We start from the raw sequence: 19,183 nt of genomic DNA on the forward strand, positions 1-19,183 counted from the left end.
TCGCGAGACCTCGCTCACTTGAGGATGTGGGTCATCTGCGGGTCGAAGAGGGGCTCTTCGGCTACGGTCGCGGCTGTCTTCACGCCGAAGTACGCGATGTGGACGGGGGTGCCGGGGGCCAGCGGCGGCAGCCAGGCGTAGGCGATGCAGCGGCCGAGCGTGTAGCCGTAGCCGGCGCTGGTGACATAGCCGGCGGGGGCACCCTTGACGTACACCGGCTCCTTGCCGAGGACGACGGCGGTGGGGTCGTCGAGGGTGAGGGCGGTGAGTTTACGGGCCGGCTCGCCGCGCGCCGCTTGTGCTTCGAGGGCGGCGCGTCCGGTGAAGTCGCCCTTGTTCATGCGGACGGCGAAGCCGAGTCCCGCTTCGTAGGGGTTGTGCTCGGCGGTCATGTCATGGCCCCAGGCCCGGTAACCCTTCTCCAGGCGGAGGCTGTTGAAGGCGGAGCGGCCGGCCGCGATCACGCCGTGCCGCCGCCCGGCCTCCCAGAGGGTGTCCCAGAGCCTGAGCCCCAGGTCGGCGGTGGTGTAGAGCTCCCATCCGAGCTCGCCGACGTAACTCAGGCGCATGGCGGTGACCGGGACGTGGCCGATGTGGGTCCGGCGGGCCTTGAAGTAGCCGAGGCCCTGATGGGAGAGGTCGTCGCGGGTGAGCGGCTGGACGAGGTCGCGGGCGAGCGGACCCCAGACTCCGATGCAGCAGGTGCCCGCGGTGATGTCGCGGATCTGTACGTCGTCGGGGGCGCGGCGGAGCAGCAGGTCCAGATCGGCGGGCGAATTCGCGCCGATCTGGAAGTGGTGCTCGGCGAGGCGGGCGACGGTGAGGTCGGAGAGGATGCCCGCAGCCTCGTCGAGGAGCAGGGTGTACGTGACCGAACCAAGCTTCTTGGCAAGGTTGTTGGTGGTGGTCCGCTGGAGGAAGCCGAGGGCGCCGGGTCCGGTGACTTCGAGGCGCCGCAGCGGCGTCATGTCGTACAGGGCGACCTTCTCGCGCGTCGCCTTCGCCTCGGCGGCGGCGATCGGGGACCAGTGCGTGGCGGACCAGTCGTCGCGGGTGGGGAGTGTGATCGTCTCGGTGAGAGGCGCGTTGGCCTGGTACCAGTGCGGGCGTTCCCAGCCGCCGCCCTCCAGGAAGTGGGCGCCGAGCTGGAGCTGCCGGGCGTAGAAGGGGCTGACGCGCAGGGGGCGGGGCTGCTCGGGTGGCTGGAGCGGATGAATGATGTCGTACACCTCGATGAACTGCCTCGCGGCTCGCTCCTCGACGTACGCCGCCGAGCGCTGCGCGGTCTCGAAGCGCGTCAGGTCGCATTCGTGCAGGTCGATGGAGGGGCGGCCCTCGGTCATCCACTCGGCGAGGGCCTTGGCGACACCGGCGGAGTGAGTGACCCAGACGGCCTCGGCGAGCCAGAACCCGCGCAGTTCGCGGGTCTCGCCGAGGACGGGCATGCCGTCGGGGGTGAAGGAGAAGACGCCGTTGAAGCCTTCGTGGACGCGGGTGGCGGCGAGGGCGGGCAGCAGGGCCTTGGCGTCTTCCCAGCTCGGGGCGAAGTCCTCCTCGGTGAAGGGGTAGGACGAGGGCATGACGGGGGCGTCGTCGTAGCGCGGCACGGTGAACGGGTCGACGGGCAGCGGCCGGTGGGCGTACGAGCCGATGCCTATGCGGTCGGCGTGCTCGCGGAAGTACAGGTCGCGGTCCTGGTGGCGGAGGATGGGCCGGGTGGCGTCCTTTACCGCGCCCGCGAGTTCGTCGAGCGGGGTGGTGCGAGCGTACTGGTGGGCCAGCGGCAGAAGGGGGATGTCGACGCCCGCCATGCGTCCGACGACCGGACCCCAGAAACCGGCCGCCGACACCACGTGGTCGGCGGTGACGGTGCCCCGGTCGGTGACGACGCCGGTGACGCGGCCGCCGCGCTGCTCGATGCCGGTGACGGTCGTACGGTCGAGGAAGCGGGCGCCGCGCGCGGTGGCCCGCTCCAGCTGCGCGCGGGAGGCGGGCAGGGCGCGGGCGAGGCCGTCGCCGGGGGTGTGGAATCCGCCGAGCACGAGGTCCGGTTCGAGGAAGGGCCAGAGCTTGAGACACTCGTCGGGGCCGACGACTTCCCCTTCGACGCCCCAGGAGGCGGCGAGGCCGGCCCTGCGGTGGAGGTCGGCAAGGCGGGCGGGGGTGGTCGCGACTTCGAGACCGCCGACCGGGTCGAAGCATGCCTGCCCGTCCGGCCCGCGCAGAGCGCTGAACTTTTCGACCGTGTAACTGGCCATCCCAGTCAGGCACTTGGACGGATTGGTACGGAAGACGAGCCCCGGCGCGTGCGAGGTGGAGCCGCCGGGGGCGGGCATGGGTCCCTGTTCGAGGACGGTTACGTCGGTCCAGCCGCGGGCGGTGAGTTCGTCGGCGAGCGAGCAGCCGACGATGCCCGCGCCAATGATGACCACGCGCGGAACGGCTCGTACCGTCTTGGCCATCAGAGCACCACCACCGAGCGGAGCACTTCGCCGCGCCGCATCTTGGCGAAGGCCTCCTCGACGTCGTCCAGGCCGATGGTCTCGCTGACGAACGCGCCGAGATCGAGCTTGCGGCTGAGGTACTGGTCGATGAGGATCGGGAAGTCCCGGCTGGGCAGGCAGTCGCCGTACCAGGACGACTTGAGCGCGCCGCCGCGCGAGAAGAGATCGATCAACGGGATGTCGAGCCGCATGTCCGGCTCGGGGACGCCTACTTGGACCAGCACCCCGGCGTGGTCGCGCATGTAGAACGCCTGACGGTACGTCTCGGGGCGCCCCACCGCGTCGATCGCGACGTCGACACCGAAGCCGCCGGTGAGTTCACGAACGGCCTCGACGGCGTCCGTGCCGCGGGAGTTGACGGTGTGGGTGGCGCCGAAGCGGGTGGCGCCGTCGAGTTTGGCGTCGTCGATGTCGACGGCGATGACCCGGCGGGCTCCGGCGAGCGCGGCTCCGGCGATGGCGGCGTTGCCGACGCCGCCGCAGCCGATGACGGCGACGGTGTCGCCGCGGCCGACGCCGCCGGTGTTGACGGCCGCGCCGTACCCGGCCATGACGCCGCAGCCGATGAGGCCGGCGGCCTCGGGGCGGGCGGCGGGGCTGACCTTCACGGCCTGGCCGGCCGCGACGAGGGTCTTCTCGGCGAAGGCGCCGATGCCGAGGGCGGGGGTGAGTGGAGTGCCGTCGAGCAGGGTCATGGGCTGGGTGGCGTTGCGGCTGTCGAAGCAGTACCAGGGCCGGCCGCGGCGGCAGGAACGGCAGTCGCCGCAGGGGGCGCGCCAGGCGATGACGACGTAGTCGCCGGGGGCCGGTTCGGCGACGCCCTCCCCCACGGCCTCGACGATGCCGGCGGCCTCGTGGCCGAGCAGAAAGGGGAAGTCGTCGTTGATGGCGCCCTCCCGGTAGTGCAGATCGGTGTGGCAGACCCCGCAGGCCTGGACACCGACCAAGACCTCTCCCGGGCCGGGATCGGGGACGGTGATCGTCTGTATTTCGACGGGGGCGCCCCTCTTGGTGGCGACTACCGCACGGACCTCATGAGTCACGATCCGACCCCTCTCTTGTTGCGCATTGCACGACTGGTTGCGCGATGAGAGACATAGTGGGAACGCGATCGAGGGCCCGTCAAGGGGGCGAAGCCGGGCCGGACGGTTGCCGTACCCGGAACTCCAGCCCAGCCCCATTCAGCCCCTCCGGCGATGGAGGAGCGGGGTCAGGGGCAGCGCCCCCACGCGGCGGAGCCGCAAAGTGTCACTGCGGGAAGGGGCGGGTCGGGGAAAGGCCCCCGCCAGGGGTGACGGCCGGGTGAAGGGCCGCCAGAGGGTGACATCACGTCAGGCCCGGTACCCCATCCGGTAAGACAGCTCACCCGCCGCGTCGACCGCCAGCTTCGCCAGCTCCTCCAGCCGCGCCTCGTCCATCCGGTACACCGGCCCCGACACGCTGACCGCCCCGATCACCTGCCCGTCATGCGCCCGCACCGGCGCCGCGACCGCGCTCAGCCCGACCTCCATCTCCTCGGCCACAACGGCGTACCCCTCCGACGAGATCTCCGCCAGCTGCGCCCTCAACTCAGCGGCCGAGGTGACCGTATGCTCGGTGAATCTCGGCAGCCGGCGAGCCAGGAAAATCTCCTGCATCGCCGTCGGCAACCCCGCCAGCAGCACCTTCCCGCTGGACGTGGCATGCAGCGGCGTACGGCGCCCGAGCCAGTTCTGCGCGGTGACGGACGCCGCGCCGCGCGCCTGCATGACGTTGACCGCCGCATCGTCGTCCAGCACAGCGATGTTGACGGTCTCCCCCGCCTCGTCGGCCAGTTCACGCACCACAGGCGCGCTCTCCTGCGAGATGTCCAGCCGCCCCGCCGCCGCGCCCGCGAGTCTGAGCACCCCGGCGCCCAGGTAATACTTCCCCCGGTCCTTCGCCTGTCCGACCAGGCCCCGGTTCTCCAGCACACCGAGCAGCCGGAACGCGGTCGACTTGTGTACGTCCAACTCCTCGGCGATCTCCGTAACCCCAGCCTCACCGAGGCTCGCCAGGATCTCCAGCACGCTCACGGCGCGGTCCACCGACTGAACGGAACTCGCGCCTCCCTTGGCCCTCTTCGCGTCGTCCGGCTCCTCCGTAGTGACCTTGATGTCCTTGGTGCCCTTGCTCGCCATGTGTCCGCTCTCACCACCTGGCGGCCGATTCACGGCCGACTTCCATGGGGGCCCTTGACGCAGCGGCTCCCGATCCGGATTGTGTTCCGCATCTGTTGCGCATCACGCGCCTTGATGCGCCATCTGGAACATCATGTTACCGAAGAGCGAACTCAGGGGGCTCCGGTGATTCCTGTCTGCCACCTCGACGACCTGCCCGAGGGCGAGTCCGTCCGTCTCTCGACCGAGCCGCCGATCGCGGTGTTCCGCACCGGGGGCGCGCTCTACGCGATCGACGACACCTGCTCCCACCAGGACGCCTCGCTCTCCGAGGGCTGGCTGGAGGGCTGCTTCGTCGAATGCCCGCTGCACGCCGCCACCTTCGACCTGCGCACCGGGCAGCCCGGCTGCCTGCCCGCGCGCCGCCCGGTCCGCACCCACCGGGTGTCGGTCGACGACAGCGGCTTCGTCCATGTCCAGGTGGCGGCCGATGCGGAGCCGGCCAGGGAAGGAAGCGCCGCGTGAAGACGGTCGCCGTCGTGGGAGCCTCGCTCGCCGGCCTGTACGCGGCACGGGCGCTGCGTGCCGAGGGGTACGACGGCAGGCTGTTGATCATCGGCGCTGAGATCCACCGCCCGTACGACCGGCCTCCGCTCTCCAAGGAGTTCCTGACGGGCGCCATGGACGAGGACCAACTCGCCCTGTCCGACGCCGAGGAGGAGGCGGAGCTCGACGCCGAGTGGCTGCTGGGCGTACGCGCCCAAGGCCTCGACGCCAGAGGCCGCACCCTCCACCTGGACAGCGGCCGTACGGTCGCCGCCGACGGCGTGGTCCTGGCCACCGGCGCCGCCGCGCGCCGGCTCCCCGGCGCCCCGCTGGGCGGCGTACACACGCTGCGCACCCTCGACGACGCGCGCACACTGCGCGCCGCACTGACCGGGCGGGAGACCGTACGTGTCGTGGTCGTCGGCGGAGGGTTCATCGGCTCCGAGGTCGCCTCCTCCTGCGTCGCGCTGGGCCATCACGTGACCGTCGTGGAGGCCGCGCCACTGCCACTCCTGCCCCAACTCGGCCAAGCCATGGCCACAATCTGCGCCTCGCTCCACGCCGACCGGGGAGTCCGGCTCATCACCGGCGCCGGAGTCGCCACCCTGCGCGGCACCGGCGCGGTGACGGGCGTACACCTCGACGACGGCCGGCACCTGCCCGCCGATGTGGTCGTCGTCGGCATCGGCGCCGTACCCAACACCCGCTGGCTCGAAGGCTCCGCGCTCGCCGTCGACGACGGAGTGCTGTGCGACGACGGCGGTGTCACCAGGCTGCCGCAGGTCGTGGCGGTGGGCGATGTGGCGCGGGTGGGAGGCACCCGCGCCGAACACTGGACCAGCGCCACGGAGCAGCCGGCCGTCGCCGTACGCAATCTGCTCGCGGGGCGCACGGTCGAGACGGCCCGCCCACTGCCCTACTTCTGGTCCGACCAGTACGGAGTACGCATCCAATTCGCCGGCCGGCGGCCGCCGGACTGCACCGTGCGGATCACTGACGGGTCGCCCGGGGAACGCAGCTTCCTCGCCGTCTACGAGCGGCCCGACGGCACCATAACCGGCGCGCTCGCCCTCAACCGCCCGCGTCCCTTCATGCGGTTGCGCAGGGAACTCGGCTCAGGCGTACCGGCAGGACACGGAAGCCGTACGCGATGAAGGACTCCGGCTCACTCTCCGCCCGCGTCGAGTGAGCCGAGGCGGGCCAGGTCGTCCGCGGAGAGCCGCAGCGCGCCCGCGGCCACGTTCTCGTCGAGGTGGTCCGGATTGCCGGTGCCGGGGATGGCCAGCACATGCGGGCCCTGCCGCAGCGTCCAGGCCAGCCGGACCTGCGCCGTGCTCACCCCGTGGGCGCGCGCGATGTCACGCACCGCGTCGCTGTCGGCGCCACTCGCGCCCGCCTCGCGGCCGGCGCCGGCGATCGCGTAGAACGGCACGAACGCGACGCCCTGCTCACCGCAGGTACGCAGGAACTCGTCCTGCTCGGAGCCCGCGCCGATGCCGTACGGGTTCTGCACGCAGACCACGGGCGCGATGGCCCGGGCCTCGGCGAGGTGTTCCGGGCGGACGTTGGAGATGCCGAGGTGGCGGATGAGCCCGGCGTCGCGCAGTTCGGCCAGCGCGCCGAAACGCTCGGCGATCGAATCGGTTCCGACGATGCGCAGGTTCACCACGTCCAGGTGGTCACGGCCGAGCTGGCGCAGGTTCTCCTCGACCTGGCCGCGCAGTTGCTGGGGGGTGGCGTGGGGCAGCCATTTCCCCGACGGGTCCCGGCCCGGCCCGACTTTGGTGACGATGACGAGATCGTCCGGGTAGGGGGCCAGTGCCTGGTTGATCAGCTCGTTGGCGGAACGCAGCGGCGAGAAATAGAACGCGGCGGTGTCTATGTGGTTCACGCCGAGCGCGACCGCTCGGCGCAGCACGCGTATGGCCCGGCCACGGTCGCTCGGGGTGGCGTCGGCCCCGAACGCCTCTCCGTTCTGCGTCAGGCGCATCGCGCCGAATCCGATCCGGTTGACTGTCAGGTCGCCGAGTTCCCAAGTGCCCGCGGCCGCCGCGGCGATCGTCTCTGAGTTCATGATCCGAGTCTGCCGGACGGCCGTCGGAGCGCCACGAGAGTGGCAACAACCTGCCAGAAGCGGAGTCGGACCGCACAACCACCGGGAGTCGCACCGTCCGAAGCCGCTTCCGCCACATCACCTCGGCATGATCGCCGGCTTCGCGAGCCGTACCAGCTCAAGCGCCTGCTCGGGGAACCAGACGCCCGCCTTCGGGTCGACCGTGCCGCGCTCGGGGTCCTTGGGGCCCTTCGTGCCGCGCAGGCACTCGCCGTCCGACTCCCCCGGTGTCTTGATCCACAGGTTGGCGTCGTTGAGCGGGTCGCCTGTGCGGGTGGTGGGGCGGGCGCCCAGGCCGCGTCCCGGCGGGTTGCACCAGTCCTGCGCGTCCTTGTACTTGCCGGCGGGCGGGGTCCACAGGCCCTGGCCGTTGCGGCTGGTGTCGGTGATGAAGTGCTTCATACGGTCCGGGGCGAGGGGCACATGACGGTCGAGCCAGCGCTGGGCGTCGGCGCGCTTCCACTTCTGGGTGGGGCAGGCGGATGCCTTCCCGCCCTTGTCGACGTGGGCGAGGCAGGAGGAAATGAGCTTGCCGTACCAGGCGTTGGCGTCGGCGGTGCTGTAGTTGGAGACGTTCACGGAGAAGCCCGTGGCGTGCTGGACACCGCCCTTGATCAGCCGGGGCACGATGCTGTCCACGGTGTGCCAGGCCGGATGCCCGGCGTCGACGTACACCTTCGCGTGGGGCAGCGTGCCGAGGGTGGTGACGGCGTTGGCGACCTGGGCGTAACGTGCGGCGGTCAGGGCGGCCTTGGCAGCCTCGGCGTCCTTCACCTTCTTGGCGTCTTTCGCGTCCTTTCCACTGCCGCTGGGGCAGTCGGCCGGCACCAGCGCCAGGGCGTCCGGTTCGACGAGGATGATCGCCCGGCTGTCGCCGATGCCCTCCGCCACGGCGCCGACCCAGGCCCGGTACTCGGTGGTGTCGCGCAGGCCGCCCGCCGAATAGAGCGAGCAGTCGCGGCCGGGGACGTTGTAGAGCACCAGCGTGGGCGTCGCCTTGCGCCGGGCGGCGTCGCGGACGACGCCGCGCGTCTCGTTCCTGACCTCGTCCGGGGTCCGGCCGGCGAGCCAGACGGCGTGCGGGGTCCGGGCCATGGCCCGAAGTCCGGCGGCCTCGCGACGCTGCTCGGCGCGCTCCAGCTCGTCGGCCTGGTGGTACGCGGCCGGGTTGGCGGCGGGGGCGTAGAGGCTGGTGGCGACGGCGTCGACCGGGTCTTCGTTGGCGGTGGCGGGCGGCGAGCCCAGCAGCAACGCCGAGGCCAGGCCGGTGGTCAGAGTCAGAGGGAGGGCGGTACGGCGGATCGGTCTCGTGTTGCGCACAGGTTCGCTCCTGGGTCGCGGGCGGCGACGGGTGCGGGAGCGCTCCCACAACCCGGCACGGCCTCGTCGGGTTCAGTGGTCGAAGGCGTGTCCGGCGGCAAGCGCGGTCACTACGCGTGGCGCTGGCCGCCCGGCCGGGGCACCACGGTGCATATGAGCAGGAAGAGGCCCGCCCCGACGGCGTACCAGAGCAGGTCGGGCGCGTTGAACGTCGACCCGAGCACGAGCCGCGCGAGGACGCTGCGTTCGGCCAGCTCGGCGGGTACGCCGGTGAGCTGGGCGCACTCGACGGCCCAGCTGAGAGCGAGCCCGACGGCGGCCGCCCACGGCGGACGGGTCCTGGGCGCGAGCAGCACGACGAGCGTGCAGAGGAGGACGGTGTACAGCGCGTCCCCCGTGTACTTGGCGACGTCCCCGTCCGCCACGCCCCGGACGCCGAGCCCCGCGCACAGCGTCAGGCCCGCGGCCACTGCCGCCAGGAGGCGCGTCCGGCGCGGATCACTCACGCCGGACACTGTACGTCCGTACCCCCGTCAGGCGACGGAACCTATCCGCCCGGCCGGCTGCTGAGGACCCTCATGGTGGATCGGGGTGTGCGCGCCGGTCAGCGACACGCCGCTGCCGCCGCGCCGGGCGGCGACGATCTCCGCGGCGATCGACAGTGCGGTCTCCTCGGGCGTACGGGCGCCGAGGTCGAGGCCGATGGGGCTGCGCAGGCGGGCCAGTTCGAGGTCTGTGACGCCGACATCCCGCAGCCGCTTGTTGCGGTCCTCGTGGGTGCGGCGGGAGCCCATCGCGCCGACGTACGCGACCGGCAGGCGCAGCGCCTGCTCCAGCAGGGGGACGTCGAACTTGGCGTCGTGGGTGAGGACGCAGAGCACCGTACGGCCGTCGGTCTCGGTCGACTCCAGGTAGCGGTGCGGCCACTCGACGACGATCTCGTCGGCCTCGGGGAAGCGTGCGGCGGTGGCGAAGACGGGCCGGGCGTCGCACACGGTCACGTGGTAGTTCAGGAATTTGCCGACGCGCACCAGCGCGGAGGCGAAGTCGATGGCGCCGAAGACGATCATGCGCGGGGCCGGGACGCTCGACTCGACGAGGAGCGTCAGCGGGCGGCCGCAGCGTGAGCCGTCCTCGCCGATGAGGACGGTGCCGGTCCGTCCGGCGTCGAGCATGGCGCGGGCCTCGCCCGCCGCCGTACGGTCCAGTTCGGGGTGCCCGCCGAGCACCCCGTCGTACGAACCGTCGGGGCGGACGAGCAGAGCACGGCCCATGACTTCGGCCGGCCCGTCGGTGATCCGCGCGACCGCCGCCGCATCCCCACGTGCGGCGGTGGCCAGCGCTGCCGCGAACACCTCCCCGCCGGGAGAGTTCGCGCGGACCGGAGTGACGAGGATGTCGATCACGCCGCCGCAGGTCAGACCTACGGCGAACGCGTCCTCGTCGCTGTACCCGAAGCTCTCCAGAACGGTCCCGCCGTCCTCCAGGGCCTGCTGACACAGTTCGTAGACCGCGCCCTCCACACACCCGCCGGAGACAGAGCCGATCGCCGTGCCTTCGGAGTCGACCGCGAGGGCCGCTCCCGGCTGCCGGGGCGAGCTTCCGTGTGTCGCCACGACTGTGGCGACGGCGAAGTCGCGTCCCTGCTCGACCCACCGGTTGAGTTCTTCGGCGATGTCCAGCATGACTGTCTCCTTACGGGGTGGGGAGGGCGGGCTCGGGGGGCTATCCGACGCCCAGCCAGGACTCGATGGGATGGATCGCGAAGTACACGACGAAGATCGCGGTCAGGCCCCACATGAAGGCGCTCACTTCGCGGGCCTTGCCCTGCGCCACCTTGATGACGACCCAGGAGATGACACCGGCGGCCACACCCGTGGTGATGGTGTAGGTGAAGGGCATCAGGACCACGGTCAGGAACACCGGGATCGCGGTGGCGCGGTCGCTCCAGTCGACGTGCCTGGCGTTCTGCATCATCATCGCGCCGATGACGACCAGGGCCGCGGAGGCGACCTCCGCCGGCACGATCGCGGTGAGCGGGGTGAAGAAGAGGCAGGCCGCGAAGAACGCGCCGGTGACCGCGGAGGAGAGACCCGTACGGGCACCCTCACCGACACCGGTCGCCGATTCGACGAAGACTGTCTGCCCGGAGGCGCCGCCGACACCGCCGATGACACCGCCGGCGCCGTCGATGAACAGCGCCTTGGACAGGCCGGGCATGCGGCCCTTGTCGTCGGCGAGCTTGGCCTCGCTACCGACACCGATGATGGTGGCCATGGCGTCGAAGAAGCCTGCCAGAACCAGGGTGAAGACGATCATGGTGACCGTGATGTAGCCGACTTCTCCGAAGCCGCTGAAGGACACTTCTCCGAAGAGTGAGAAGTCCGGGTTCGAGACCGCGCTGCCCTTCAGCTCAGGGGCGCCGGAGGACCATGCCTTGCTCGGGATGCCGACGACCGCGTTGAGGACCACCGCTACGACGGTGCCCACCACGATGCCGATGAGGATGGCGCCTGGAATGTTGCGGGCCTGCAGGGCGAAGATCAGCAGCAGGGTGACCGCGAAGATCAGTACGGGCCAGCCGGCCAGTTCGCCTTCCGGGCCGAGGGTCACGGGACCGCCGCCGAAAGCGGGGTTCTCGTGCACGAAGCCGGCCTTGACCAGGCCGATCAGCGCGATGAAGAGGCCGATGCCCATGGTGATGCCGTGCTTGAGGGCGAGCGGGATCGCGTTCATGATCAGCTCGCGGAGGCCGGTGACCACCAGGATGCAGATCACGGCACCGTAGGCCACACACATGGCCATGGCCTGCGGCCAGGTCATCACCTGGATGACTTGCGAGGCGAGCACACCGGAGACGCTGAGACCGGCCGCGAGGGCGAGCGGGACCTTGCCCCAGAAGCCCATGAGCAGGGTGGTCACAGCGGCGGCAATAGCAGTCGCGGTGATGAGGGCGGGCTGGCTGAGGCTGTTGCCGGCCACGTCCTTGCCGTTGAGGATCAGCGGGTTGAGCAGGAGGATGTACGCCATCGCCATGAAGGTGGTGATGCCGCCGCGAACCTCGGTCGCGACCGTGGATCCTCTGTCGGTTATGTGGAAGTACCGGTCGAGCCAGGACCGGCCGGCGGGCTGGCGCGTACCTGCGCCGGCGTCCTCCGCCGTGGTCGTCGGCTCTGTGGACTGCTGGGTCATGGTGCCTGTCTCCCAAGGTTCAAAGGGGCACCCGCATGGAGATTGGAGACGCGGGATTTGGGATGCTGCGAGGGCTGCACGACCCGGGGGAACGGCCCGAGACGAACTGGGTTTTCGGGGTTTTGCTGGGTATCTCTGTGAGCGGTTACTGCTGGTGCTGCTAGAACCGCGAGCGGTGCGGTACTTGCTGACCCCGGGCGGTGTCAGGCGGTGGAAGTGTGACGTTCCTTGGAGGCACGGCACCGCCCGGGGAGCTTTCGGTGGAACTCGGGTGATCAGGTGCCGGTGAGGTGCTCGGGCCGCACCGGCGTCCTGTTGAGTTCCAGACCCGTCGCGTTCCGGATCGCCGCGAGGACGGCCGGAGTCGACGAGAGAGTGGGGGCCTCGCCGATGCCACGCAGACCGTAGGGCGCGTTCTCGTCGGCGAGTTCGAGTACGTCGACGGGGATCGTCGGCGTGTCGAGGATGGTGGGGATCAGGTAGTCCGTGAAGGAGGGGTTGCGCACCTTCGCGGTCTTCGGGTCGACGATGATCTCCTCCATGACCGCGACGCCCAGGCCCTGGGTGGTTCCACCCTGGATCTGGCCGACGACGGACAGCGGGTTGAGCGCCTTGCCGACGTCCTGCGCGCAGGCCAGCTCGATGACCTTGACCAGGCCGAGCTCGGTGTCCACCTCCACCACCGCGCGGTGCGCGGCGAACGAGTACTGGACGTGGCCGTTGCCCTGGCCGGTGACCAGGTCGAACGCCTCCGTCGGACGGTGGCGCCACTCCAGCTCCAGGTCGACCGACTCGCCTTCGAGTACGTCGACCAGGTCGGCCAGCACCTCGCCGCCGTCGGTGACGACCTTGCCGCCTTCGAGCAGCAGCTCGGCGGTGGCCCAGGCGGGGTGGTACGAGCCGAACTTCGCGCGGCCGATCTCAAGGACCTTCTCGCGGACGTTCTCGCAGGTGTTCTTGACCGCGCCACCCGTGACGTACGTCTGGCGGGACGCGGACGTGGAGCCCGCCGAGCCGACCTGGGTGTCCGCCGGGTGGATCGTCACCTGCGTGACGCCCAGCTCGGTGCGGGCGATCTGCGCGTGGACGGTGACACCGCCCTGGCCGACCTCCGCCATCGCGGTGTGCACGGTCGCGACCGGCTCACCGTTGATGACCTCCATGCGCACCCGCGCGGTGGAGTAGTCGTCGAAGCCCTCGGAGAAGCCGACGTTCTTGATGCCGACCGCGTAGCCGACACCCCGTACGACACCTTCGCCGTGCGTGGTGTTCGACAGACCACCGGGCAGCGCGCGTACGTCGGCCTGCTCGCCGGCCGCCAGCCACTGCTGCTCGGGCGGCATGGGCATGGCCTTGATGCGGCGCAGCAGCTCGGCGACGGGCGCCGGGGAGTCGCACGGCTGGCCGGTCGGCAGGAGCGTGCCCTGCTCCATCGCGTTCATCCGGCGGAACTCCACCGGGTCGATGTCCAGCTTCGCCGCGAGCTTGTCCATCTGCGCCTCGTAGGCGAAGCACGCCTGGACCGCGCCGAAGCCGCGCATGGCGCCGCAAGGCGGGTTGTTCGTGTAGAGCGCGATCGCCTCGATGTCGACGTCTTCGATGACGTACGGGCCGACGCTCAGCGACGAGGCGTTACCGACGACCGCCGGGGAGGCCGACGCGTAGGCGCCGCCGTCCAGCACGATCTTGCACTTCATGTGCGTGAGCTTGCCGTCCTTGGTGGCGCCGTGCTCGTAGTAGAGCTTCGCCGGGTGGCGGTGCACGTGGCCGAAGAAGGACTCGAAGCGGTTGTAGACGATCTTGACCGGCTTGCCCGTGCGGAGCGCGAGCAGGCAGGCGTGGATCTGCATCGAGATGTCCTCGCGGCCGCCGAAGGCACCGCCGACGCCGGAGAGCGTCATGCGGACCTTCTCCTCGGGCAGGCCGAGGACAGGGGCGATCTGCTTGAGGTCCGAGTGCAGCCACTGGGTGGCGACGTACAGGTCGACACCGCCGTCCTCGCCGGGTACGGCCAGGCCGGACTCCGGGCCGAGGAACGCCTGGTCCTGCATGCCGAAGGTGTACTCGCCCTTGACAATGACGTCGGCGCGCTTGGCGGCCTCGTCCGCGTTGCCGCGGACGATCGGCTGGCGGTGCACGATGTTCGGGTGCGGGACGTGACCGATGTGGTGGTCGTCGCGGCCCTCGTGGATCAGCAGCGCGTCGGGCGCGGTCGCCGAGGCCTCGTCGGTGACGACGGGGAGCTCGACGTAGTCGATCTTGATCTTGGCGGCGGCGCGGCGGGCCGTCTCCGGGTGGTCGGCGGCGACGATGGCCACCGGCTCACCGTGATGGCGGACCTTGCCGTTGGCGAGAACCGGGGTGTCCTGGATCTCCAGGCCGTAGTTCTTCACCTCGGTGGGCAGGTCGTCGTACGTCAGCACCGAGTAGACGCCGGGCATGGCGAGCGCCTCGGACGTGTCGATCGACCGGATCTCGGCGTGCGCGGTGGTGGAGCGCAGCGTGTGGCCCCAGAGCATGTCCTCGTGCCACATGTCCGAGGAGTACGCGAACTCGCCGGTGACCTTCAGGGTGCCGTCGGGGCGGAGCGTGGACTCGCCGATGCCGCCCTTGGTCTTCGTGCCCTGGTTAATGTTGGTGGGGGTACCAGTAACACCCATGATCAGACCGCGCCTTCCTGGAGTCCTTGACGCTCCTGGCGGGCGGCCGCGAGGCGCACCGCGTCCAGGATCTTCTCGTAACCCGTGCAGCGGCACAGGTTGCCCGAGAGCGCCTCGCGGATGTCCCCGTCGGACGGCTCGGCGTTGCGCTCAAGGAGCTCGTCGGCTGCGACCAGCAGACCCGGGGTGCAGAAACCGCACTGCACGGCGCCGGCGTCGATGAACGCCTGCTGGATGGGGGCGAGCTCCGCGCCTTCACCCGTCTGGGAGTCGGTTCCCTTGGCCTGCCACTGCTGGGCGGCCTGGAGCGACGTACCGCCACTGCCGCAGGCACCGGTCGCGCAGCCCTCTTCGCGCTGCTTGGCGAAGTCGGCGAGGCCTTCGACCGTAACGACCTCGCGGCCTTCCACCTGACCGGCGGCGACGAGACACGCACAGACGGGGACACCGTCGAGGCGGACCGTACAGGAGCCGCACTCGCCCTGCTCGCACGCGTTCTTGGAGCCCGGCAGGCCCATGCGCTCGCGCAGGACGTAGAGCAGGCTCTCGCCCTCCCAGACGTCGTCCGCTTCCTGCTTACGGCCGTTGACCGTGAAATTCACGCGCATTGCTATGCAGCTCCTTCAAGCGTGCGGCCGGTGCCGCGGTACTGCTCCCAGGTCCAGCCCAGCGTGCGGCGGGCCATGATGCCGACCGCGTGACGGCGGTACTTCGCGGTACCGCGCACGTCGTCGATCGGGTTGCAGGCGCCGGACGCGAGGTCCGCGAACTGCTTGGCGATCGACGGGGTGATGATCTTGCCGCTCTCCCAGAACCCGCCCTCTTCGAGCGCGGCGTTCAGGAAGTCCTCGGCGGCGCGGGCCCGCAGCGGGGTCGGGGCGGCCGAGCCGATGCCCGTCTTGACCGTGCGGGTCTCGGGGTGCAGCGCGATACCGAACGCGCAGACCGCGATCACCATGGCGTTACGGGTACCCACCTTGGAGAACTGCTGCGGCCCGTCGGCCTTCTTGATGTGGACACGCTTGATCAGCTCGTCCGGCTCCAGCGCGTTGCGCTTCACCCCGGTGTAGAACTCCTCCACCGGGATGAGGCGCGTGCCCCGTACCGACTCGGCCTCGACCTCGGCGCCCGCGGACAGCAGGGCGGGGTGCGAGTCACCGGCCGGGGAAGCGGCACCGAGGTTACCGCCGACCGAGCCACGGTTGCGGATCTGGGGCGATCCGACGGTGTGGGCGGCGAGCGCGAGGCCCGGCAGTTTCGCCCGCAGGTGGTCCATGATCTGGGTGTACGGGACGGAAGCACCGAGCTGTACGGTCTCCTCGCCCACCTCCCACTCGCGGAGTTCGCCGATGCGGTTCAGGTCCAGGAGGTACTCGGGGCGGCGGTGGTCGAAGTTGATCTCGACCATGACATCTGTGCCGCCCGCGATGGGCACAGCCGTGGGGTGCTCGGCCTTGGCGGCGAGCGCCTCCTCCCAGCTGGCGGGGCGAAGGAAGTCCATGAGGCTCTCTTCTTCTCAATCGGGGTTGTTCGCGTATCGCTGGGGCTGGAGACGGCCAACCGCCTGCTGTCGGCCTGGTGCTTCTAAGCCGGTCTGGGTCGCTCTGGGGCGTTCATCTGCTGTTCACGTGGCTTGGCCCAAGTACACCGCCGGGGCTCCGCCTGGTGCAGTCACCGAAACCATGAAGGAGTTGGCTGGTGACTGCTCACGTCTTGTAGATTCGAACGAAAGGCAAGCCTCGGCAACCTCACGGCTTTCTTCGGGAAACCACAAACACACTCCATCCACACCAAGAGACAGAAGATCGGCGGCGAACACCCATGCGGCTGCGCGCACTGCTTGAGACCGACGCGCTGGGCCTGCGGCTGCTCGGCGGCGAGGAAGAGCTCGACCGCACCGTGCGCGGTGTGATGACCACGGACCTGCGGGATCCCAGCCGCTATCTGTCCGGCGGCGAGCTGGTGCTCACCGGGCTGGCGTGGCGGCGCGACGCCGACGACTCCGAGCCCTTCGTACGCATCCTGGCGAGCGCTGGCGTCGTCGGGCTCGCGGCAGGCGAGGCGGAGCTGGGCGCGATCCCGAGCGACCTGGTCGAGGCGTGCGTACGCCACCGGCTGCCGCTCTTCGCGGTCAGCGAGGCCGTCGCCTTCGCCACCATCACCGAGCACGTGGTGCGCCAGGTGTCCGGCGAACGGGCCGGTGATCTCGCCGCGGTCGTCGACCGGCACCGCAGGCTGATGACGTCGGGCCCGGCGGGTGGCGGCCCCGAGGTGGTGCTGGACCTGCTGACCTCGGACCTGGATCTGCGCGCCTGGGTGCTGTCGCCGACCGGCCGCCAGATCGCGGGCGCCGGCGACCCGCTGCCGCCGGCCGTCGGTCCCGTTCTCGCGGGCGAGCACCTGGCCGCGAGCCGCACGGGGCGCCGGGCGCCGCACCGGGCCACCGTGCGCGGCACGACGTACTCGCTGTTCCCGATCAGGAGCGCCGGGCGGGGCGCCGCCGCTGCCGCCGCCGCTTCCCGCGACGTACGCGAGAGCGTGCTGTCGGACTGGCTGCTGGCGGTGGAGGCGGACGCGGGCGACTGGCCCGCCGCCCGTCTGGACCTGCTCCAGGGGGTGACGCAGCTGATCGCCGTCGAGCGCGACCGGCGCGACGCGGCTCGTACGGTACGCCGCCGCCTCGCTCAGGAGGTCCTGGAGCTGGTGCAGGCGGGCGCGGCGCCCGCCGAGATCGCGGCCCGCCTGCGGGTCGCCGCACCGGTGCTGCTGCCGGGTCTGGGCTCGGCGCCGCACTGGCAGGTGGTCGTGGCGCGGGTCGACTGGCTCGAAGGCGGGCCGGGGGTCTCCGGAGGACCCGGCGGCTCGGCCGCGGCGATCCGGTCCGGGCCGGTCGCGCAGACGCTGCTGGAGGAAATACTGGTCGACCCGGCGGTGGCAGGTTCCGACTCCTCGGACCGGATCGCGGTGGCGCACGCGGGCGACGAGGCGATCGCGCTCGTACCGCTGCCGGCGGTGGCGGTGGAGGACGCCGGCGACGGCGAGGAGGGGGCCGAGGCCGCGTCCGTCTCCCGGATCGGGCTGCATGCCGACGTACTCCTGGAGGCGGTGCGCGAGCCGCTCTCCGGGGGCCTCGCCGACGATGGGCGGCTGACACTGGGTGTCAGCGCGGCCGTGCACTCGGCGGAGGGGCTGCGCGGGGCGCTGGAGGAGGCCCGGCACGCGCGCCGGGTGGCGGCGGCGCGGCCCGGGCGGGTCTGCGCGGCGGGCCACCACGAGCTGGCGTCGCACGTGCTGCTGCTGCCGTTCGTACCGGACGACGTGCGCCGGGCGTTCACGGCGCGGCTGCTGGATCCGCTGCGGGACTACGACCGGCGGCATCGCGCGGAACTCATCCCCACGCTGGAAGCGTTCCTCGACTGCGACGGTTCCTGGACGCGCTGCGCGGCGCGGCTGCATCTGCACGTGAACACCCTGCGCTACCGGGTGGGCCGGATCGAGCAACTGACGGGCCGTGACCTGTCGCGTCTCGAGGACAAGCTGGACTTCTTCCTCGCGCTGAGGATGAGCTAGCGGCCGCTCCGGGCCCTGCGTAGCTTTCCCCATCGCCGGAGGCGCTCCACAGGAGCCCGTCCGGCGATTGAGGACACGCCCGAAGGGCCCGCCCGGAGGTCTGGGGGCTTGCCCCGGCTTCGGGTCGGGTCGGGGAAAGGCCGGCGCAGCGGAGTCGGCCGGCCCGCGGCGTCAACCCGGGCGCCTCCCACTCTCAGCCAAGTGGCCGCCCTGACCGGCCGTTTGTGAATTCATTCACCTGAGCTCTTGGCCCGGAGTGCCATTCCATGCTGAGATTCGCCCACAACCGCACGACCGATACTCACAGCTCAATGACGTGCTGCTCGGGGAGGGCAATGTGGCGCATACCGCCATGTCTGGTTCCGGAACGACCGCAGGGGACGGAAGCCCACTCCAGACCGCGGTATGGCGGCTGCGCTCGCGTGGCTGCTGGACCGACGCCGCGGCCTTGCTCGAACCACATGGGGGCGCCGCCGCGACCCCTGCCGCCGCGCTCCAGCGGGCATCGCTGCTCGTAGAGCGCTGCCTGTTCACGGAACGGGGCTGGGCGGAGGCCGAGGACGCCCTGCGTACGGCGGAGGCGGTTGCCCAGAGCGACGACGAGCGGGGCGCGGCGGCGTGCGAGCGCGGCCAGCTGGCGTACGCATCGACGGTGCTCGGCGCCCGCGACCGCGCCGACGAGGCACGCTCCGCGCTCGGCAGGGCGGCGGCGCTGCTCGCCCCGACGGCGCCGGGCCGCCCGCTCCTCGACTTCCGGCGCGGCCTGGTCGCCGAGCACATCTCCGACTCGCCGCAGTCGGCCCGCGCCGCCTACCGTCGCGCCCACGCGGGCGCGACGACGCACGGCGAGACGCTGCTGCTCTCGTTCACGTGGCGCCATCTGGCCGGACTGTCCCTCCGCGAGGGCGAGTTGGCGGACGCGCGGCACGGCTTCGCGGAGTCTTTGCGGATACGGGAGGAACTGGGCTACCTGGTCGGCACGGCCCCGGCCCTGGCAGCCCTGGCCGACGCGGAACCGGAGCCGGAGGCCACCCGCCTGCGGGCGGAGGCGGCCCGCCTGTTCCGGCTCCTGGACGGCGTACCGACGTGGCTGGCGGCGCAGCTGTCACCGTCCGCGGCGGTGTGAGGCCAACGTCTGAT

The 19,183-nt window shown here is 71.1% G+C and carries 15 protein-coding genes; 4 read left to right on the forward strand and 11 right to left on the reverse strand.

What is annotated here, in order from left to right; all coding sequences use genetic code 11:
* Nucleotides 1–14 precede the first annotated feature (14 nt).
* The 3 genes from J7E89_RS26785 to J7E89_RS26795 all read right to left on the reverse strand — a co-directional run bounded on the left by J7E89_RS26785 (nt 15) and on the right by J7E89_RS26795 (nt 4,663).
* Nucleotides 15–2,462, reverse strand: coding sequence for an FAD-dependent oxidoreductase (locus J7E89_RS26785; protein ID WP_214977010.1), 2,448 nt, complete (start codon nt 2,460–2,462; stop codon nt 15–17).
* Complete coding sequence (locus tag J7E89_RS26790; protein WP_214977011.1) at nt 2,462–3,547, reverse strand: S-(hydroxymethyl)mycothiol dehydrogenase; 1,086 nt, start codon at nt 3,545–3,547, stop codon at nt 2,462–2,464. Before J7E89_RS26790 ends, J7E89_RS26785 begins: the two co-directional genes overlap by 1 nt.
* A 288-nt stretch (nt 3,548–3,835) precedes the next feature.
* A complete protein-coding gene (locus J7E89_RS26795; RefSeq protein WP_214977012.1) occupies nt 3,836–4,663 on the reverse strand; it encodes an IclR family transcriptional regulator in 828 nt (275 codons plus the stop codon).
* A 165-nt stretch (nt 4,664–4,828) separates the two neighbouring features.
* On the opposite strand from J7E89_RS26795, the gene J7E89_RS26800 reads away from it, so the two are divergent.
* On the forward strand, nt 4,829–5,167 hold the full coding sequence (locus J7E89_RS26800; protein WP_214977013.1) for a bifunctional 3-phenylpropionate/cinnamic acid dioxygenase ferredoxin subunit: 339 nt from the start codon (nt 4,829–4,831) through the stop codon (nt 5,165–5,167).
* Nucleotides 5,164–6,342, forward strand: coding sequence for an NAD(P)/FAD-dependent oxidoreductase (locus J7E89_RS26805; protein WP_214977014.1), 1,179 nt, complete (start codon nt 5,164–5,166; stop codon nt 6,340–6,342). Before J7E89_RS26800 ends, J7E89_RS26805 begins: the two co-directional genes overlap by 4 nt.
* A gap of 11 nt (nt 6,343–6,353) precedes the next feature.
* Here the strand turns inward: J7E89_RS26805 and J7E89_RS26810 are convergent, their stop codons facing one another.
* The 8 genes from J7E89_RS26810 to J7E89_RS26845 all read right to left on the reverse strand — a co-directional run bounded on the left by J7E89_RS26810 (nt 6,354) and on the right by J7E89_RS26845 (nt 15,974).
* Nucleotides 6,354–7,262, reverse strand: a complete 909-nt coding sequence (locus tag J7E89_RS26810) for an oxidoreductase (protein WP_214977015.1) — start codon at nt 7,260–7,262, stop codon at nt 6,354–6,356.
* 117 nt (nt 7,263–7,379) lie between these two features.
* Nucleotides 7,380–8,621 carry a glycoside hydrolase family 6 protein gene (locus tag J7E89_RS26815; RefSeq protein WP_308315613.1) on the reverse strand — a complete coding sequence of 414 codons (1,242 nt, stop codon included), beginning with the start codon at nt 8,619–8,621 and terminating at the stop codon, nt 7,380–7,382.
* A 110-nt stretch (nt 8,622–8,731) separates the two neighbouring features.
* Nucleotides 8,732–9,136: a DUF2809 domain-containing protein gene (locus J7E89_RS26820; RefSeq protein WP_214977016.1), complete on the reverse strand. Its 405-nt coding sequence runs from the start codon at nt 9,134–9,136 to the stop codon at nt 8,732–8,734.
* Between the two features lie 18 nt (nt 9,137–9,154).
* On the reverse strand, nt 9,155–10,306 hold the full coding sequence (locus J7E89_RS26825) for an XdhC family protein (protein ID WP_214977017.1): 1,152 nt from the start codon (nt 10,304–10,306) through the stop codon (nt 9,155–9,157).
* Between the two features lie 40 nt (nt 10,307–10,346).
* The gene (locus tag J7E89_RS26830; protein WP_214977018.1) at nt 10,347–11,813 is read right to left on the reverse strand and encodes an NCS2 family permease; all 1,467 of its coding nucleotides are present in this window, start codon (nt 11,811–11,813) and stop codon (nt 10,347–10,349) included.
* Between the two features lie 275 nt (nt 11,814–12,088).
* Nucleotides 12,089–14,473, reverse strand: coding sequence for a xanthine dehydrogenase family protein molybdopterin-binding subunit (locus J7E89_RS26835; protein WP_214977019.1), 2,385 nt, complete (start codon nt 14,471–14,473; stop codon nt 12,089–12,091).
* Between the two features lie 2 nt (nt 14,474–14,475).
* On the reverse strand, nt 14,476–15,081 hold the full coding sequence (locus J7E89_RS26840; protein ID WP_214977020.1) for a (2Fe-2S)-binding protein: 606 nt from the start codon (nt 15,079–15,081) through the stop codon (nt 14,476–14,478).
* Nucleotides 15,082–15,083: 2 nt separating this feature from the next.
* Nucleotides 15,084–15,974: a xanthine dehydrogenase family protein subunit M gene (locus J7E89_RS26845; protein WP_214977021.1), complete on the reverse strand. Its 891-nt coding sequence runs from the start codon at nt 15,972–15,974 to the stop codon at nt 15,084–15,086.
* Between the two features lie 320 nt (nt 15,975–16,294).
* Here J7E89_RS26845 and J7E89_RS26850 point away from each other — a divergent pair, with 320 nt between their 5' ends.
* On the forward strand, nt 16,295–18,043 hold the full coding sequence (locus J7E89_RS26850) for a PucR family transcriptional regulator ligand-binding domain-containing protein (RefSeq protein WP_214977022.1): 1,749 nt from the start codon (nt 16,295–16,297) through the stop codon (nt 18,041–18,043).
* Between the two features lie 352 nt (nt 18,044–18,395).
* Nucleotides 18,396–19,169, forward strand: a complete 774-nt coding sequence (locus J7E89_RS26855; RefSeq protein ID WP_251061137.1) for a hypothetical protein — start codon at nt 18,396–18,398, stop codon at nt 19,167–19,169.
* Nucleotides 19,170–19,183: the final 14 nt, after the last annotated feature.

The sequence above is a fragment of the Streptomyces sp. ISL-100 genome, assembly GCF_018614615.1.
Taxonomy (GTDB): domain Bacteria; phylum Actinomycetota; class Actinomycetes; order Streptomycetales; family Streptomycetaceae; genus Streptomyces.

Excerpts from the sequence above, each read along its gene's own strand:
- J7E89_RS26785 (WP_214977010.1), bottom strand. The coding sequence starts at position 2,462 with ATGGCCAAGACGGTACGAGCCGTTCCGCGCGTGGTCATCATTGGCGCG.
- J7E89_RS26795 (WP_214977012.1), bottom strand. The coding sequence starts at position 4,663 with ATGGCGAGCAAGGGCACCAAGGACATCAAGGTCACTACGGAGGAGCCG.
- J7E89_RS26810 (WP_214977015.1), bottom strand. The coding sequence starts at position 7,262 with ATGAACTCAGAGACGATCGCCGCGGCGGCCGCGGGCACTTGGGAACTC.
- J7E89_RS26825 (WP_214977017.1), bottom strand. The coding sequence starts at position 10,306 with ATGCTGGACATCGCCGAAGAACTCAACCGGTGGGTCGAGCAGGGACGC.
- J7E89_RS26830 (WP_214977018.1), bottom strand. The coding sequence starts at position 11,813 with ATGACCCAGCAGTCCACAGAGCCGACGACCACGGCGGAGGACGCCGGC.
- J7E89_RS26835 (WP_214977019.1), bottom strand. The coding sequence starts at position 14,473 with ATGGGTGTTACTGGTACCCCCACCAACATTAACCAGGGCACGAAGACC.
- J7E89_RS26840 (WP_214977020.1), bottom strand. The coding sequence starts at position 15,081 with ATGCGCGTGAATTTCACGGTCAACGGCCGTAAGCAGGAAGCGGACGAC.
- J7E89_RS26845 (WP_214977021.1), bottom strand. The coding sequence starts at position 15,974 with ATGGACTTCCTTCGCCCCGCCAGCTGGGAGGAGGCGCTCGCCGCCAAG.
- J7E89_RS26850 (WP_214977022.1), top strand. The coding sequence starts at position 16,295 with ATGCGGCTGCGCGCACTGCTTGAGACCGACGCGCTGGGCCTGCGGCTG.
- J7E89_RS26855 (WP_251061137.1), top strand. The coding sequence starts at position 18,396 with ATGTCTGGTTCCGGAACGACCGCAGGGGACGGAAGCCCACTCCAGACC.